We start from the raw sequence: 16,110 nt of genomic DNA on the forward strand, positions 1-16,110 counted from the left end.
GTGATAAAATAAAAAGGAGAGGATGTGAATGCTGAATGAACTTGTTCGAAAGTAATATTTTTACATTGATATATACTTGTTTAGTAATCGGACTTATCGTTTTGTTTTTCATATCATTTACTTTGTTTATTAGAAGAGTATTACAAAGCAGCGTTGCAAAGAAACACCACGTGATTAATATGAACCAGAAGCTAGATCGAATTATTGAATTGCTTGAAAAAGATAAGAAATAGCGATAGAAGAAGTATGAAAAGGGGAAGAGAATGGCGAATTATATAAAAGAATTACGTGAAAAAGTAGGGCATGATTATGTTTTCTTAAACTTTGCCGGTGGTTGTGTATTTAATAAAGAAGGAGAAGTATTACTGCAAAAAAGAGGAGACTTTAACGCTTGGGGCTTTCCAGGTGGCGCAATGGAGATAGGAGAATCGGCTGCGGAAACTGCAATCCGAGAAATAAAAGAAGAAACCGGGTATGATGTAGAAATAAATGAGCTTATTGGAGTGTATACAAAATATTTTCAATCATATCCAAATGGAGACAAGGCACAGTCAATTGTGATGTGTTTTTCATGCTCAATAGTTGGGGGCGACAAAAAAGTAGATGGTGATGAAACGTTGGATTTGAAGTTTTTCCCGTTAGACGACATGCCACCGTTATTTTGTAAACAGCATGAAGATTGCCTGCAAGATTTATTGGAGAAAAGAGTAGGGGTATATCGTTAACATATAAAAAAGAAGCTAAATGAGATTAGCTTCTTTTTTATGTTTTATTTCCACCAATCATCAAACATTGACGCTGGTACTTGTCTTTTATGCTCACTCACTGTGTAACGTTTTTCAATTTTCTCTGCAACGTCAGCTGGAACTGCTTTACCTTCTAAATAATCATCTAATTGATCATAAGTAATACCTAACTCTGTTTCGTCAGCTTGACCTGGTTTTTCATCTAATAAATCAGCTGTTGGCATTTTTAAGTAAAGTCGCTCGTCTGCACCTAACTCTTGTAATAATGCACGTCCTTGGCGCTTCGTTAATCCCGTTAATGGTAATAAATCTGCACCACCATCTCCGAATTTTGTAAAGAACCCTGTTACAGCTTCTGCAGCGTGATCTGTTCCGATAACAAGTAGCCCTTTTTGTCCACCAATTGCATATTGAGTAACCATACGGATACGTGCTTTCACGTTACCTTTATTGAAATCTGTTAATGATTCACCCAATAAGTTTTCATATTGATTTGAAAAAGCATCAACAGTTGAAGCAATATCAAATGCAACAGATTGATCTGCTTGAATGAATTGTAATGCTAATTGTGCATCATCTTCATCTTTTTGTACTTTATAAGGAAGACGTACGGCGATAAACGTTACATTACCACCTTCGTTACGAATTTCTTCAACTGCAAGTTGTGCTAAGCGTCCTGCTAAAGTAGAGTCTTGGCCGCCGCTAATACCAAGTACAAATCCTTTTGCGCCTGTTTTTTTTACATAATCTTTTAAGAAATCAACTCGTTTACGAATTTCAACTTTTGGATCAATTACAGGCTGAACATGTAATGCTTTCATAATCTGTTCTTGTAATGTCATTATGTTTTCCTCCTATTCATATTAAAGCGGTAAATAAGTTTATATGTATAATGGTACATACTTCTATCCTTTATTATTTCGCAAAACTAACGAATATACAATAGGATGTGTGTATGAATATGAATGTAGTCATTATAAATAAAGTACTACGTATAAGCAATTTTTTTAAACCTTTCAAAACTGTAAGGTTTTTGTCATTTGAATCGATGGAAGGTATTTCCGTACTTTACTAATATAAAAACATAGTTAGTAGAAAGAAGGGCGGAGAAGTAATATGAACATTAGAGAACTCGCATATCGGAATGTAACGCGAAATAGACGGACATACTCAGCCTATTTTTTGAGTAGTGCATTTGCTATTATGGCCTTTTTTGTGTATTCATTTTTTGCGTTTCATCCGGCATTAAGTGCAGGAGAATTGGGTCAGTACGTATTCGTAAGTATGTCTTTTGCACAGTCTATTATTTACTTATTTACATTCTTCTTTATTTTATATTCGATGGGAATGTTTTTAAAAACGAGAAAGCGTGAGCTAGGAATTTTAATGATGCTAGGTATGACGAAATATCAATTAAAGCGTCTTATCTTTTTTGAAAATATTATGATTGGAATAGGGGCAATTATTTTTGGTATTCTTTCAGGTATGTTATTTTCAGGGGTATTATTATTTGTCGCCCCGATGATATTAAAACTAGATATATCCTTATCCTATTACATACCGATGAAAGCAATTGTTGTAACAAGTATTATGTTTTTCATATTATTTATGATCATATCATTGTTTAGTGCAGGAATGATTCGTAAAAATAAAATTATGAAGTTGTTTAGAGGGTCAGCAGAGGCAAAACCGGAACCGAAAGCATCAATCATTTCTTCAATATTAGCAGTAGTATTGCTTAGTGCTGGCTATGTAGGAGCTCTTCTATCGCATGGCGCAATGGTATTTATTATGATGATTCCTGTTACAACGGTAGTTATTATTGGGACGTATTTGTTGTACAAGCAGCTGAGTGTCTTTATTATTCGATTATGTAAAAAAAGTAAACGTTTCTATTGGACACAGACTAATATTATTACGTTATCAGATTTAGCGTATCGCATGAGAGATAACGCAAGAATGTTCTTTATTGTAACCATTATTTCTACTGTAGCATTTTCCGCAATAGGGACATTAGTCGGCTTCGCATCCATGACGAAAGGGATAATGGAGAGACCAATTGCGTTTCATTACCATTCTAAGCAAGGGAATAGTAACGAATCACAACATATACAAATGATTGACAAAGGATTAAAGAAACATAATATAGCAGCTTTAAAAACTAATATTTCGACAAAGAAAACGGAGGAACAGTCGTTAAGAAGCGCCACTTTTATAAAAGAATCAGATTATAAGGAATATGCAAAGTTAACAGGAGAACCATTTAATACTGTAGCCAATAAAGAGATTGTATTTTTGTCAGCTGATATACCAGGGCCAGCGATGAAAGAAAGAAAAGAAATTACTTTACCCAATATGAATGAAAGTTTAAAGGTGAAAAAAGTTACTTCATCTTCATTGGGGAAAATATTAAGAGGAAATGTTTATGTAATCTCTAATAATCAATATGATTCATTACAAGATGGATTTATAGAGACAAAAGATTATATGTATAAAACTGAAAGAACGAAAGATGAGATTGAAATTGGTAAAGAGCTTACTCATCAAATTAAACCGTATCAAGAACAGTCAACGTTTAGTGCGGAAGAGTACGAACAAAACCAAAGTTTACAAATTGCAGGACCGATTTTATTTGTAGGTTTCTTTATTGGTATAGTATTTTTCGTTTGCGCAGGAAGTTTCCTTTACTTCCGTTTATTCTCCGATTTGGAGGATGATGTTCGCTTGTTCGAAATGATTCGAAAAGTTGGATTGACGAGCGGGGAATTATCGAAGGTAGTTACAATTCGATTGGCGCTTTTATTCTTCGTTCCAATTGGTGTTGCAACATTACATGGGGCAGTAGCCTTAACTGCGTTAGGGCAAATGTTTGAGTACTCATTGTTTAAAGAAAATACAGTTGTATTAAGTATTTTCATAGGTATTCAAATTGTATACTTCTTACTTATAAGATCCCGTTATGTAAAACAATTGAAAGAGAGATTACATATGCATTAAATGTGTTTTTTTAACTCGAGTACAAAATTTTCTAAAAAGAGGCAAGTATTGCCAAAAAGTGATAAAATGGAAAAAGCGAGGTGAAAAAATTAATATAGAGTAAGGGGGGAGAAATATGAAAGCAACAGGAGTTATTCGAAAAGTAGACGAATTAGGACGAATTGTTATCCCTAAAGAATTACGCGATGTATTGGGAATACAAATCAAATCACCGCTTGAAATTTTTGTAGAAGCAGATAAAATCATTTTACAAAAATATCAACCTTACAATGCTTGCCAAATCACAGGTGATGTTTCAGAACAGAACATATCATTAGCAAATGGAAATATTACTGTTGGGATAGAGGGAGCGGAATATTTAGTAAAAGAGATAGAAAAGTTTTTAAACAAGAGTGAGGTTTAGTCTTAATTTATATTATTTTTCAAATTACATATCATTCTTTTAAAAGACTGTAAGAGGACCATTAATTGGTTCTCTTATTTTGGTTAGTAGTTGAACGACATGGGGTGTTACTTCCTACAAATCATAGGGAAAATAAAAAAGTAGTATAGAGTTAGTAAATGATGTTGAGAAATATTTGAAATGAAGGAAAACAAAAAGAATAAAACGAATGTTACATTTACACGTATTCAAAAGTGGTCTGAAATGAAAATAATACATTTTCAGGAGGGATTACGATGAGTAGTACAGTGAATAAACAAAAAGGTATACAATTGATTCCGTTTACCGTAAATAAGGTGGTAGAACAAGTAAATGAAATTCCACCAGGTGTACAAATGATTCACGCTCCGCAAGTATGGGAAAAGAGTGTGAAGGGGCAAGATGTAGTCGTTGCCGTATTAGATACAGGGTGTGATACTAATCATATAGATTTAAAAGATCGTATTATCGACGGAAGAAATTTCACAAAAGATTATGAAGCTGATCCAAATGTGTATCTTGATAATAACGGACATGGTACTCATGTAGCGGGGACGATTGCCGCGACTGAAAATGGTGTCGGTGTATTAGGAGTTGCACCACTTGCTAAAATGTTAGTATTAAAAGTTTTAGCGGGAGATGGTTCTGGAAGTTATGAGCAAATTATTGAGGCAATTCATTATGCTGTAAATTGGAGAGGGCCGAATCAAGAGAAAGTGAGAATTATTTCAATGTCACTTGGTGGTCCGCAAGATGTTCCAGAATTACATGAAGCAATTCAAAATGCGGTAAAGCAGGATGTTCTCGTTGTATGTGCTGCTGGAAATAATGGAGATTGCGATGATGAAACAGAGGAATTAGATTTCCCAGGTGCTTACTCTGAGGTAATTGAAGTTGGTGCTGTTAATTTAGAGCGGAAGATTGCATGTTTTAGTAATTCAAATCAAGAAATTGATCTAGTAGCGCCAGGTGATGAAATATTATCTACGTATCCAGATGGGAAATATGCTGTGTTAAGTGGAACTTCCATGGCGACGCCGCATATTGCTGGGGCGCTCGCCTTGCTCATTAAACAGTGTGAGAAAGAATACGGTCGAAAGTTATCAGAGCCGGAAGTATATGCACAACTTATTAAAAGAACTGTACCTTTAGGGTACGAACGTACATCTGAAGGGAATGGATTAATAGATTTATTAAAAGAATAGCCATATTAAAAAACATCTCATATGAATATGAGATGTTTTTTAATATGGCTTTGTCGCATGTAATACAACTTGTAACAAACCTGGGAATCTAGCATTTAAATCTTCTTCACGAATTGAAATGAAACGTTGTGTTCCTTCAAGGCGCGTGTACATAACACCTGACTCACGTAAAACTTTGAAATGGTGAGATAAAGTTGATTTCGCAATAGGGATGTTTAAAGCACCACAAGATTGTTCACTTTTCTCTAGTAACATATTTACAATTTGTAAACGAATTTGATCGCTAAGTGCATATAAGACAGAAGAAAATTGAATTTCTTCTCGATTCGGATGATAGAGTGTACGCATATTTCACCTACTTGTATAAGTTAAGATATTTGCACTATAACATATAAAGTGATATATTTCTATTGTTCGAATATATTCGAACAATAGAAATATAGGGGGAGAAAAAATGAAGTATACAAAATTGCAAAAGGCAGGACTAAATATTTCAAAGTTGGGTTTAGGTACAAATGCAGTAGGGGGACATAATTTATATGCTGATGTGAATGAAGAAGAGGGAAAGCAATTAGTAGAAGAAGCTATTCAGCAAGGGATTACATTTTTTGATACAGCAGATTCATATGGTTTTGGTAGATCAGAGGAATTAGTAGGAGAAGTATTAAAGGGAAAACGTCATGAGTTTATACTTGCTACAAAAGGTGGAATTCAACCGTTGTTAAATGGAGAAACTTATATTAACAATGAACCAAGTTATTTAAGAAATGCTGTGGAGAATAGCTTAAGAAGATTACAGACTGATTATATTGATTTATATTATTTACATTTTACAAATCCTGAAACAAGTTACATAGATTCAATCGGAGAGCTTACTCGTTTAAAAGAAGAAGGGAAAATTCGTTCAATTGGAATATCGAACGTAAACATAGAACAATTAAAAGAAGCGAACCAACATGGTCATATAGATGTTGTACAATCTCCGTACAATGTGTTAGAACGTACGGCAGAGGAAGAACTGTTGCCGTATTGTATAGAAGCGGGTATTTCATTTATTCCATATGGGCCTCTTGCTTTTGGAATATTAGGTGGGAAATATACAGAAGATTTTAAATTGAACGAAGTCGATTGGCGCCAAAATGTAAATCTATTTGAAGAAAATACATATAAGAGTAATTTTAAGAAAGTGGAAAAGTTAAAAGGGCTAGCTAAAGAAAATGATATTGAAGTGTCTCATTTAGCGTTAGCATGGTTATTAAATAAAGAAGGAATTGATACAGTTATACCTGGTGGAAAGCGGGCAGAGCAAATAAGAGAAAGTGTGAAAGCGGTAGACGTTTCATTGAATGAAAGAGTCATGAAAGAAATCCAATCTATTTTAGAAGATTAGTGAAACAGAGGGATAGTACCCTCTGTTTATATAAGGAGAAGGTCTAAATGAATAGAGTACTAGCTGTATTTTTCACGATAATGTTTATGATCGGTACAGACACTTTCTTAATTTCACCACTGTTGCCGACATTACAACAGGTGTATCATGTTTCAACCGAGTTGTCAGGATGGATGGTGAGTTCGTATGCTTTAGGGTATGCGGGATTTGCGCTTATTGCTGGTCCTATATCAGATGGATTAAACAGAAAAAAAGTGATGGTACTAGGTATGAGTTTTTTTGCAATAAGTACGTTTTTGTGTGGAATTGCACCGAGTTTTTTATGGATGCTAACATTTAGATTTTTAGCAGGTGTAAGTGCAGCTTTTGTATCTCCACAAGTGTGGGCATCCATTCCGCTCCTTATAGAGAAAAAGCAAATTGTGAAAGCAATTGGGGTTGCAACAGCAGGGTTATCAATCTCTCAAATTTTAGGGCTGCCACTGGGAGCTTATTTAGCAACGATACATTATACAATCCCATTCTATTTCATTGGTATATTATCAGCACTACTTGTTATTCTTATTTATGTTGTATTACCAGAAATACAGTCGGTTCATATAGATGGAAATAAAAAAGTGATTTTACAGCGTTATAAACAATTACTTACAGATTCAAAGGTTTCACTTTCTTATTTTGCATACTTTGTTTTTCAAACCGGAAATTTTGCTGCATTTTCATTTTTTGGTGTATGGCTTTCCATTCAATTTGGCTTACAGGTTCATGAAGTAGGTACGGCTATGCTTGTACTAGGATTAGGAAATTTAGCTGGTAATATTTTTGGCCCTAGACTTGTAAATAAAATTGGATACAATCTTTCTTTCTATGGTGGAATTGTATTTACGGCAGTGTTATATGTAATACTTCCCTATTTAAAGAATCTTATTTTTGTTGAATTCTTTTTCTTTGTTTTATTTTTTGTGACAGGAATTTTGTTTGTATTAATGATGGGACATTTACAAAACATGTCTACTATAGCACGGGGAACAGGTGCTGCCCTTGCTAACGCCTCGATGTACATTGGCCAAATGATTGGTGCGGTAATAGCAGGAATGTTATTTGCAACATCTCACAATTTTATACTAGTAGGTAGCTTTACAGCGTTATTATATGTTGTAGCTTTATTTCTGCTTAGAAAAGGTGAACACATTAGTAAAGATAATGAAAAAGGAATTGCATCATAAAGTTTTAGTAAATCAAAAAACAATTTTTTAGGATAAGTTAAAAAGGTGCTTTTTGATTGCATAGTTGCTGTATTTTTAATAATTCGTCGTTGAGCTGTATGATTGAAAAGGATTTGTAATAAAATTATGGGAAAATAAAAAACCCCTATATAGATAGGGGTTTATATATCGGCATATAGCTCCTCGGAAAAGGATATACCTAGTTTAACATATAGGAGTACTTATAATTGTGAAATAGATGTGAAAGTAATGTGAAAAATGTTGTAATAAAAAGCACTGTTTTAGCTAATGTAGCTAAAACAGTGCTTTTCTCTTTGATTGAACAGTTGCAGCATTTTCATCATGTATACCTGCATCTTTAATAATTCGTTGTTTTGCTTTATTTAATAGATGGTTTACTGCTTCGCCAAAATAGTTAGCTTCGCTTTTTGTGCGGGCTTCTCGTAAACATTTATAGTTTTCTAGCAGTTCCTCTTTTTCGGAGTTTGTTAAGAAATCTTCTATTTTCTTTTTTGTCATACGAAACACCCTTTCTCCTGACAAACGACGCAATAGAAAATATTTATTTCTCATTATAACAATAATTTTAAAAGAAAGTATACACTAACGTCGCAATAATTTGTCAATTTCTTGAATCTTCTCATCAGCTTTCCCAATTTGCGTATTTTTAGCCTGTTCGCCACCAAGAGCTTGATGTAGTAAAAAAGTTTGACCGGAAATAGCAGTTACAATGGATACTTTTATAATTTCTTTTATTGCGGTGACATCGAATAAAACGAGCCCAAGAAGTGCGGCTAGGCTACCAGTAAAAATATCAGTTAAAAATCCAAAATGAAAAAATGTTTTCAAACGGCGTGGAAGCAATAACTTACCTTGGTTATTGATTAGATGGGAAACGAAGCCGGTAATGCCACCAACGAGAACAGCGGTTAGCCATTGATACATTTCCATCGAATCCACTCCTTTTAGTGAATAAGATTCGATTATTTTATATTGATTCCTTTTAATATTTCATATAAGCATATTGAGAAAGTTTGTTTGGGTATATTTTGTATTCAAATTAATTATAACAGAAAATTTAGATAGATTTCAGTCTATTATATGAATCATTTTTACAATAATATGAATGCAGAAAGGGGTGCGTCATATGAATATAGATTATCGAATAAGAAGTGTAGATGGTTATACAAAAAAATAGGGGAATTAGTAAGCCTGCTTGAGCATACGAGAGCTGTAACATTAGGCGAAGTAAAAAATTTATCAGTTGAGCAATTAGATTTAATTATGCAAAGCAGCGGAAATTCAATTGGCGCCTTATTAAAGCATATAGCAGCTATTGAAAAAGTTCATCAGCTTATTTCATTTCAAGATCGTGACTTTACAAAAGAAGAATTAGAAATATGGGAAGATGCACTGTATTTAGGGGAAGCGGGTAGAGCAATCTGTGGTCATGAAATACAGTATTATGTACAACTTCTACAAAGTGTTCGAGAAGAATCTCTGAAGTATTTAAGTGAACAAGGTAATGAGTGGCTCATGTCAGAAAGAAAGTGGCCTAACGGTGTAGTATATAACCAGCACTATCTTTGGTTTCATGTGCTAGAAGATGAAATTAGTCACCGAGGACAAATTAGAATGCTCAAAAACAAGTTATTTGAAAATTACGTTAAATGATGTAGCTTTTTATAGGAGAATTCCATATAATGAGAGTAATTAAAATAAGAACGGGGTGATGTATTATGGCGAAAATAACTTATATGAATAATAAATCAAATACAAAGGTGGATGGAAAGGGCGAAACGATATAAGTGAGCGCACTATCCTTCCACTTAGCTTAAACTAGGGAGGATATCAATTTGAATCAAAATATTTTAGAATCGTATGGCTGGGATTCTTTTTTTGAGGAACAAGCTGTAGAGAACTTTGAAGTAGGGCGTATTTTACTTGAGCATAAGCATATATATCGAATTATTTGTAATGATGGTGAATATATGGCAGAACTGTCTGGAAAGTTTCGGCATGAAGCAGTAACGAAGGGAGATTATCCAGCTGTTGGTGATTGGGTGTATATAAAGAAAATAGAGAATGAAAAGAAAGCTATCATTCATCGTATTTTTCCGAGAAGAAGCTCTTTTTCTAGACAAGAGGCTGGTACTCGAACGGAAGAACAAGTAATAGCAGCAAATGTAGATTATTTATTTTTAGTGAATGCACTTAATCATGATTTTAATGTTAGAAGGATGGAACGTTATTTATTATTAGCGTATGAAAGCGGTGCTATGCCAGTTATTGTTTTAACAAAGAGTAGTATATGTAATGATGTGGAACGGAAAATTGTAGAAACGGAAGCTATAGCAATTGGTGTTCCTATTTTCGTTGTTGATAGTTTAGAGCATACAGGTATTGATTCGTTGAAACAATTCGTTTCTTCAGGGAAAACAATTGCTTTAGTTGGGTCATCAGGGGTAGGAAAGTCAACTTTGTTAAATGCGCTAATAGGAATTGAGGTAGCAAAAACGGGAGATATACGTGAAGAGGATAGTAGGGGGAGGCATACGACAACGCATCGAGAGTTATTTCAATTGCCAAGTGGCGCTCTCGTAATTGATACTCCCGGCATGAGAGAATTGCAACTGTGGGAAGGAAGCGAAGCGATTCAAACAACATTCTCTGATATTGAAAAAATTGCGACAACATGCCGTTTTCGTGATTGTAAGCATGAGAATGAACCAGGATGCGCGGTGCATAGTGCAATTGATAACGGACTTATTACGATAGATCGTTTGAAAAGCTATAAAAAATTACAAAGAGAACTGGCGTATTTTATGAGAAAACAAGATGTAATCCTTGCCAGAGCAGAGCGTGATAAGTGGAAAAAGCTTTCTAAACAACATAAAAAAATGTAAAAACCAAAGGGTGCCCCTTTGGTTTTTTCTATTTGTAAATTTTATAATAATATTATTCATATATATAGACAAAGGGAATTTAATTGTTTAAACTTTACAAAGTATTCATCATAATAGGTTATGAAAATAATAATTAGGGATTGGGAAATATTCATAATTAACTCAATTTAACTTTTAAATTTGAAAATTAGGAGGTTCATAATGGATAAACTATTAAATTTGTTTCGTGATATGAAAGTAGCAAAAAAGCTATTAATTTCATTCTTTGTAATTTTAATTGCGGCTGTGTCTATTATCGGAGGCATGTCTTATCAAACAGCCAAAAAGAATTTTGAATCGCAAATTAAGAGTAGTGCCAACGACAATATAAAAATACTGGATAATTTAATCAATCAAATGATTGATGCAAAATTTAATGATGTGAATAATTTTGCACGGGTGATTCAGGGGAATATGTATCAAGGAGATAATCAGGATGAATTAAGAAAAATGTTATCTCAATATATAAATTTAAATAAAGATGTTGAACAAGTATATGTTGCCGGAAATGATAAAAAATTTGTACAAGAACCAAATATACAAATGGCAACAGACTATGATCCAACAGAGCGTTCTTGGTATAAAGATGCGGTTGCAAAACAAGGTGGTATTGTTGTTACTGAGCCATATAAGGCAAAAGGAAATGGACATATTGTCGTAACAATCGCAAAACAAACAGAAGATAAAAATGGGGTTGTTGCGCTAGATTTAAGTTTAGATAATTTATTAAAAACATCAAAGTTAATTAATATTGGTAAAAAAGGATATGCCTTCATTTTAGATGGAAAGCAAAAAATAATTGCTCATCCACAAGAAAAATCAGGGGAAAAAGCGGCTGATTCTTGGGCAAAGAAAATTTATGAAGATAATCACGGTGCTTTTTCATATTCTTATGGCGGTAGTGAAAAGAATATGGTATTTGCTACAAATGTAAAAACAGGTTGGAAAATTGGTGGGACTATGTACTCAAGTGAAGTAATTGAAGCTGCTCAACCTGTATTTTATAATATGTTAATTGTTATGCTTATCTCATTAGTAATAGGTGGAGCACTTATTTATTTTGTAACACTTTCAATTACGAAGCCTTTAAAGAGATTAGTTGTTACCTCTAAAGAAATAAGTGAAGGGGATTTAACGCAAACAATTGAAATTCATTCTAATGATGAAATCGGCCAACTTGCTAAAGGATTTAATGAGATGACGAATTCGTTACGGACGTTAATCGGAAGAATTAACGATTCAGCTGGGCATGTTGCAGCGGCATCAGAAGAGCTAACTGCAAGTGTAAGGCAAGCAAGTGAAGCGACTGAGCAAATCACAATCGCAATGGATGAAATATCAAGTGGGGCAACGACGCAAACAACAAGCGTAGAAAATGGCGCTATGTTACTGTTTGATGTAACGGAAGGAATTCAGCATGTAGCAAATAGTTCATCATCTATTAATACGGCTTCTGCACATACTCGTGAAAAAGCAGAAGATGGTGGGAAACTAGTAGGAAGAACAGTAAACCAGATGCAGTCTATTGCAGAATCTGTGTCACAATCAGATGCAGTTATACAATTACTAAATAATAAATCAAAACAAATTGGTGATATTTTAGAAGTAATTCAAAATATTGCAGATCAAACAAACCTTCTAGCTTTAAATGCGGCGATTGAAGCCGCAAGAGCCGGTGAGCATGGAAGAGGTTTCGCAATTGTTGCAGATGAAGTGCGTAAATTGGCAGAGCAGTCTAGCGTATCTTCTAGTGAAATTAGTAAATTAATATGTGAAATACAAGATGATATGGGTAAGACAGTCAAATCTATGAATCATGTAAATGAGGAAGTTCAATCTGGACTTGTTATCGCAAATGAAACGAAGCAAAACTTTGCTGAAATTTTACAATCTACAAATGAAATAGCTAATCAAATTAAGACGATGGTTGAAACGGCTAATGGAATGTCAAAAGGGGCAAATGAAGTATCTATTTCGGTAGGACAAATTGCAATGACAGCGCAAAATAATGCGACAAGCACACAAAACGTTGCGGCTTCAGCTGAAGAACAGCTAGCTTCGATGGAGGAAATTGGATCCGCAGCGGGCACGCTATCTCAAATGGCTGAAGAGTTACAAGGACTAATTGACAGATTTAAAGTTTAATAGAGAACAGACTATCCCCTAGTAGCATTATGCCACTAGAGGGTAGTCTGTTTTATTGTGTAAAATCAAATAGGGATGTAGACTTTCTTTATGACGTTTAAAATGGCATTTTACATAATGTTTGTCGAAAAATAGAGGTATTTGTTAGCTTTGTGTATAATTATTAACGTATAGAATACAAATAAAAGGAGAGTATTATGGGAGTGTATTGGGGGACAAAAAGACATTCTTGGCTTAGTTACGTCTCATTTTGGCTAAGTATTTCATTTTTTATTGTTTTTCTAATTGAAGTGTTTATATTAAAAACACTTTCGAATAGCTCGGTACAAATTGTTAAATATTTTTATTTTATACTTGTACCAGTAAATATTTTTCTTAGTTTAAAGTTACTATTTAAGAAGAATGAAAAGAAAGCGTTACCTATTTTTAGTTTCATTGTCTCATTATTATTTGCAATTTTAATAATCGTATTAATTTTAGCAGCTATAGGGAAGTTCTTTTAAGGGGAGTGGTATAAGTCACTCTCCTTTTTTATTTGTGGTAGTCTTATTATATGTAAAAGTATGAATGCTGTGAGCTAATAAAAGCGGAGAGTAGACAATATTTGCATGGATTAAAGTCTGACGCTATTTAAACTTGTAAGAGTGTATGGAGTAATGAGGTAATATACATAATAATGGAGATAGAATTAGTTATTTTATAAGTATCTATGAAGCAAATGAATACGGTAAGAACGGTGATATATGGTACAATAGCTATGGATAGTGATAGAGATAAAGGGTATATAAAATACTCATCGTTTTTTAGTAAGAGAGGGGTTATCTTATGCTATACGAGGATTTGGAGACATTATTTCAAACAGCTCCGAAAGAAGATAGAGGCGGATGGAAATATATAATCCAAGAACAAAATGATACATATAAAATTGTTGATGAAATACTGAAAAATCAAATGAGTGTCGAATTGTATTTTAATGAATACGATGAGGTGAAAATCACTTTATATAAAGATGGAATTCCCATTACGACTATACAAAGAATTGTGATTTCAAAAGTTGAATTAGACGAAGATGAAGAAGGTATTCAATTTGTTTTAGAGCGCATACCTAGTCGAATGATCCGGTTGCAGTTAAAGCCGTATTTAGCATTAGAGATGGGACCGTACTGGGAAGTATGTGATGATTGTGAATGAACATAAAAAAGCATCCAATAACATGGATGCTTTTTTATGTTTTTTGAAGTTGTTTAAACGCAATGATTGGAAGTATAACAATACTTACCCATCCGATGATAGGATATAGAATATGAAGTAAGTCACTGTAACCGATGTAACTAAAGCAATAACTAATTAGTAAAATGAAGAAAATAATATTGTGATTTTTCCACCCAGTAATAGATTGCATCTGTTTTGTCATTCCGAACACATTACCAACTAAAGTTGTGAAAACTTCACCGAAAATAATGAGAACGAAGAAGAAGTGAAAAGTTGCATTAAATCTTCTTATGACTTCAGCCATTGGGATGTTATATTGATAAAATTGATCGACTGATAAGATTGCTAAATGGCTGCATAATAAAATTAAAGAAAGTCCAGCACCACCTAAAATCCCACCCAAAAAAATGGCTTTTCGATCCTTTACTTCACTGGCTAATGGGACGAGAACACTTTGGGCGAGAGAAAGATTTAAGGCGACATATGTAATAGGGCTAGTAATCCATTTCATATTCCAACTCTCTGCAGGAATAGTGTTATTAATGGAAGGTGTACCGTGAAAAAAGGTTGTAATAGCAAGTCCGATAATAAAAATCATCATAATAGGTACGACAAGTGTATTTACTTCAAAAACACCTTGTAATCCGCGGCTACTTATAATGAGACAAGCGATAACTGTAATGAGAATACCGAGTTGTCTTGGTAAGCGAAGTTGCTCTTCAAATACTGCACCAGCCCCTGATAACATAACGCTCGTTACACCGAATAAAACGAGTAATAATAATGTGTTTACAACATTCCCAAATACATCCCCAAATAAATATTTGTTAAATTCTTGCGCTGAAAATGCCCCGATTTGTGATGAAAGTAACATCATCTTTGTGCCGAGCCAAATAAAAAAAAATCCACTTACACATATGCCAATTGTCCCGTATAATCCATTCACTGTGAAAAATTCAACAATTTCTCGTCCAGTAGCAAATCCAGCTCCAACGACAGTTCCGATATAAGTAGCAGCTACTTTCTTTGCTACTTGCCATTGTTGATTGTCCATGTTATCCCTCTTTCTACTATGATGAGCTTGATGTACTATTATGCATATGTATGAGCTTGGACAATTAGACGTATGAAGTGTTTGAAAAAATACATGAATTAAATGATATTAGGGAAGTATTAAAGGTGTTAAAACTTTGTTACATATAAGCCGATTGTTCGAAAGGAAAGGGAATGTATGGTAAAATGTAATTAGGTTATTAAAAGATAAACATTACAAAATGATAAGAGGAGTGGATTGTATGAGTACGAAAACAAATGTTGTTGAAGTATTAAACAAGCAGGTAGCAAACTGGAATGTGTTATATGTGAAATTACATAATTATCACTGGTATGTGACAGGGCCACACTTCTTTACATTACATGAGAAATTTGAAGAGTTTTATAATGAAGCTGGAACGTATATTGATGAGTTAGCAGAACGTATTTTAGCTTTAGAAGGTAAACCATTAGCGACAATGAAAGAATATCTCGCAACATCTAGTGTCAGCGAAGGGACAAGCAAAGAATCTGCAGAAGAAATGGTGCAAACATTAGTGAATGATTATTCTGCACTTATTCAAGAATTAAAAGAAGGTATGGAAGTTGCGGGCGAAGCTGGCGATGAAACATCAGCTGACATGCTGTTAGCAATTCATACAACATTAGAACAACATGTATGGATGCTAAGTGCATTCTTAAAATAACGATAAAAAATATAAAGAAACCCATTGAAAAATTATTTCAATGGGTTTTTTTATGATTTTTCAGTTTTCTTTTATGCTATAATATAG

The 16,110-nt window shown here is 33.8% G+C and carries 17 protein-coding genes and 2 pseudogenes; 14 read left to right on the forward strand and 5 right to left on the reverse strand.

Annotation, left to right across the window (positions count from 1 at the left end; all coding sequences use genetic code 11):
- Positions 1–35 precede the first annotated feature (35 nt).
- A complete protein-coding gene (locus MHH27_RS10155) occupies positions 36–233 on the forward strand; it encodes a DUF4083 domain-containing protein (protein ID WP_001048104.1) in 198 nt (65 codons plus the stop codon).
- A 30-nt stretch (positions 234–263) separates the two neighbouring features.
- Positions 264–725: an NUDIX hydrolase gene (locus MHH27_RS10160; RefSeq protein WP_000024996.1), complete on the forward strand. Its 462-nt coding sequence runs from the start codon at positions 264–266 to the stop codon at positions 723–725.
- 44 nt (positions 726–769) lie between these two features.
- On the opposite strand, the gene nadE is transcribed toward MHH27_RS10160, so the two are convergent.
- Entirely contained in the window at positions 770–1,588 is an 819-nt protein-coding gene (gene nadE / locus MHH27_RS10165; protein ID WP_000174904.1) for an ammonia-dependent NAD(+) synthetase, read from the reverse strand.
- Between the two features lie 274 nt (positions 1,589–1,862).
- Here nadE and MHH27_RS10170 point away from each other — a divergent pair, with 274 nt between their 5' ends.
- From MHH27_RS10170 to MHH27_RS10180, 3 genes are all read left to right on the forward strand, one after another.
- Entirely contained in the window at positions 1,863–3,743 is a 1,881-nt protein-coding gene (locus MHH27_RS10170; protein ID WP_097821623.1) for an FtsX-like permease family protein, read from the forward strand.
- A 115-nt stretch (positions 3,744–3,858) separates the two neighbouring features.
- The gene (locus tag MHH27_RS10175) at positions 3,859–4,146 is read left to right on the forward strand and encodes an AbrB/MazE/SpoVT family DNA-binding domain-containing protein (RefSeq protein WP_000648324.1); all 288 of its coding nucleotides are present in this window, start codon (positions 3,859–3,861) and stop codon (positions 4,144–4,146) included.
- A 275-nt stretch (positions 4,147–4,421) separates the two neighbouring features.
- Positions 4,422–5,369, forward strand: coding sequence for a S8 family peptidase (locus MHH27_RS10180; RefSeq protein WP_000099763.1), 948 nt, complete (start codon positions 4,422–4,424; stop codon positions 5,367–5,369).
- Positions 5,370–5,408: 39 nt separating this feature from the next.
- Here the strand turns inward: MHH27_RS10180 and MHH27_RS10185 are convergent, their stop codons facing one another.
- A complete protein-coding gene (locus tag MHH27_RS10185) occupies positions 5,409–5,717 on the reverse strand; it encodes an ArsR/SmtB family transcription factor (RefSeq protein ID WP_053564708.1) in 309 nt (102 codons plus the stop codon).
- Between the two features lie 106 nt (positions 5,718–5,823).
- Here MHH27_RS10185 and MHH27_RS10190 point away from each other — a divergent pair, with 106 nt between their 5' ends.
- Positions 5,824–6,759: an aldo/keto reductase gene (locus tag MHH27_RS10190; protein ID WP_097821625.1), complete on the forward strand. Its 936-nt coding sequence runs from the start codon at positions 5,824–5,826 to the stop codon at positions 6,757–6,759.
- A 47-nt stretch (positions 6,760–6,806) separates the two neighbouring features.
- Positions 6,807–7,982 (forward strand): MFS transporter, encoded by a 1,176-nt coding sequence (locus tag MHH27_RS10195; protein ID WP_097821626.1) that lies wholly within the window; start codon positions 6,807–6,809, stop codon positions 7,980–7,982.
- A 294-nt stretch (positions 7,983–8,276) separates the two neighbouring features.
- On the opposite strand, the gene MHH27_RS10200 is transcribed toward MHH27_RS10195, so the two are convergent.
- Both MHH27_RS10200 and MHH27_RS10205 read right to left on the reverse strand, forming a co-directional pair.
- Positions 8,277–8,501, reverse strand: a complete 225-nt coding sequence (locus MHH27_RS10200; RefSeq protein WP_000162602.1) for a hypothetical protein — start codon at positions 8,499–8,501, stop codon at positions 8,277–8,279.
- Between the two features lie 84 nt (positions 8,502–8,585).
- A complete protein-coding gene (locus tag MHH27_RS10205) occupies positions 8,586–8,933 on the reverse strand; it encodes a DUF4257 domain-containing protein (protein ID WP_000426317.1) in 348 nt (115 codons plus the stop codon).
- 196 nt (positions 8,934–9,129) lie between these two features.
- Here MHH27_RS10205 and MHH27_RS10210 point away from each other — a divergent pair.
- The 6 genes and pseudogenes from MHH27_RS10210 (at position 9,130) to MHH27_RS10230 (ending at position 14,263) form a co-directional block, all read left to right on the forward strand.
- Positions 9,130–9,656: pseudogene (locus MHH27_RS10210) on the forward strand (DinB family protein).
- Between the two features lie 182 nt (positions 9,657–9,838).
- The gene (gene rsgA / locus MHH27_RS10215) at positions 9,839–10,888 is read left to right on the forward strand and encodes a ribosome small subunit-dependent GTPase A (protein ID WP_340942414.1); all 1,050 of its coding nucleotides are present in this window, start codon (positions 9,839–9,841) and stop codon (positions 10,886–10,888) included.
- 303 nt (positions 10,889–11,191) lie between these two features.
- Positions 11,192–12,130: pseudogene (locus MHH27_RS32000) on the forward strand (HAMP domain-containing protein); the annotation flags it as partial.
- A gap of 123 nt (positions 12,131–12,253) precedes the next feature.
- Positions 12,254–13,072, forward strand: coding sequence for a methyl-accepting chemotaxis protein (locus tag MHH27_RS32005; RefSeq protein WP_406741423.1), 819 nt, complete (start codon positions 12,254–12,256; stop codon positions 13,070–13,072).
- A 197-nt stretch (positions 13,073–13,269) separates the two neighbouring features.
- On the forward strand, positions 13,270–13,575 hold the full coding sequence (locus tag MHH27_RS10225) for a hypothetical protein (RefSeq protein WP_065211650.1): 306 nt from the start codon (positions 13,270–13,272) through the stop codon (positions 13,573–13,575).
- Positions 13,576–13,897: 322 nt separating this feature from the next.
- Positions 13,898–14,263 (forward strand): DUF3979 family protein, encoded by a 366-nt coding sequence (locus MHH27_RS10230; protein ID WP_098235582.1) that lies wholly within the window; start codon positions 13,898–13,900, stop codon positions 14,261–14,263.
- A gap of 34 nt (positions 14,264–14,297) precedes the next feature.
- Here MHH27_RS10230 and MHH27_RS10235 read toward each other — a convergent pair whose 3' ends face one another.
- Entirely contained in the window at positions 14,298–15,338 is a 1,041-nt protein-coding gene (locus tag MHH27_RS10235) for a YkvI family membrane protein (protein ID WP_097912479.1), read from the reverse strand.
- Positions 15,339–15,579: 241 nt separating this feature from the next.
- Between MHH27_RS10235 and MHH27_RS10240 the strand changes: the two genes are divergently transcribed.
- Positions 15,580–16,023 (forward strand): Dps family protein, encoded by a 444-nt coding sequence (locus MHH27_RS10240; RefSeq protein WP_000105199.1) that lies wholly within the window; start codon positions 15,580–15,582, stop codon positions 16,021–16,023.
- Positions 16,024–16,110 lie beyond the last annotated feature (87 nt).

This window comes from Bacillus sp. FSL L8-0152 (genome assembly GCF_038006365.1).
GTDB classification, from domain to species: domain Bacteria; phylum Bacillota; class Bacilli; order Bacillales; family Bacillaceae_G; genus Bacillus_A; species Bacillus_A cereus.

Coding starts and splice junctions, on each gene's coding strand:
- MHH27_RS10240 (WP_000105199.1), top strand. CDS start 15,580: ATGAGTACGAAAACAAATGTTGTTGAAGTATTAAACAAGCAGGTAGCA.
- MHH27_RS10230 (WP_098235582.1), top strand. CDS start 13,898: ATGCTATACGAGGATTTGGAGACATTATTTCAAACAGCTCCGAAAGAA.
- MHH27_RS10205 (WP_000426317.1), bottom strand. CDS start 8,933: ATGGAAATGTATCAATGGCTAACCGCTGTTCTCGTTGGTGGCATTACC.
- MHH27_RS10195 (WP_097821626.1), top strand. CDS start 6,807: ATGAATAGAGTACTAGCTGTATTTTTCACGATAATGTTTATGATCGGT.
- MHH27_RS10225 (WP_065211650.1), top strand. CDS start 13,270: ATGGGAGTGTATTGGGGGACAAAAAGACATTCTTGGCTTAGTTACGTC.
- MHH27_RS10190 (WP_097821625.1), top strand. CDS start 5,824: ATGAAGTATACAAAATTGCAAAAGGCAGGACTAAATATTTCAAAGTTG.
- MHH27_RS32005 (WP_406741423.1), top strand. CDS start 12,254: ATGGATGAAATATCAAGTGGGGCAACGACGCAAACAACAAGCGTAGAA.
- nadE (WP_000174904.1), bottom strand. CDS start 1,588: ATGACATTACAAGAACAGATTATGAAAGCATTACATGTTCAGCCTGTA.
- MHH27_RS10170 (WP_097821623.1), top strand. CDS start 1,863: ATGAACATTAGAGAACTCGCATATCGGAATGTAACGCGAAATAGACGG.
- MHH27_RS10200 (WP_000162602.1), bottom strand. CDS start 8,501: ATGACAAAAAAGAAAATAGAAGATTTCTTAACAAACTCCGAAAAAGAG.
- MHH27_RS10175 (WP_000648324.1), top strand. CDS start 3,859: ATGAAAGCAACAGGAGTTATTCGAAAAGTAGACGAATTAGGACGAATT.
- MHH27_RS10180 (WP_000099763.1), top strand. CDS start 4,422: ATGAGTAGTACAGTGAATAAACAAAAAGGTATACAATTGATTCCGTTT.
- MHH27_RS10185 (WP_053564708.1), bottom strand. CDS start 5,717: ATGCGTACACTCTATCATCCGAATCGAGAAGAAATTCAATTTTCTTCT.
- MHH27_RS10235 (WP_097912479.1), bottom strand. CDS start 15,338: ATGGACAATCAACAATGGCAAGTAGCAAAGAAAGTAGCTGCTACTTAT.
- MHH27_RS10160 (WP_000024996.1), top strand. CDS start 264: ATGGCGAATTATATAAAAGAATTACGTGAAAAAGTAGGGCATGATTAT.
- MHH27_RS10155 (WP_001048104.1), top strand. CDS start 36: ATGAACTTGTTCGAAAGTAATATTTTTACATTGATATATACTTGTTTA.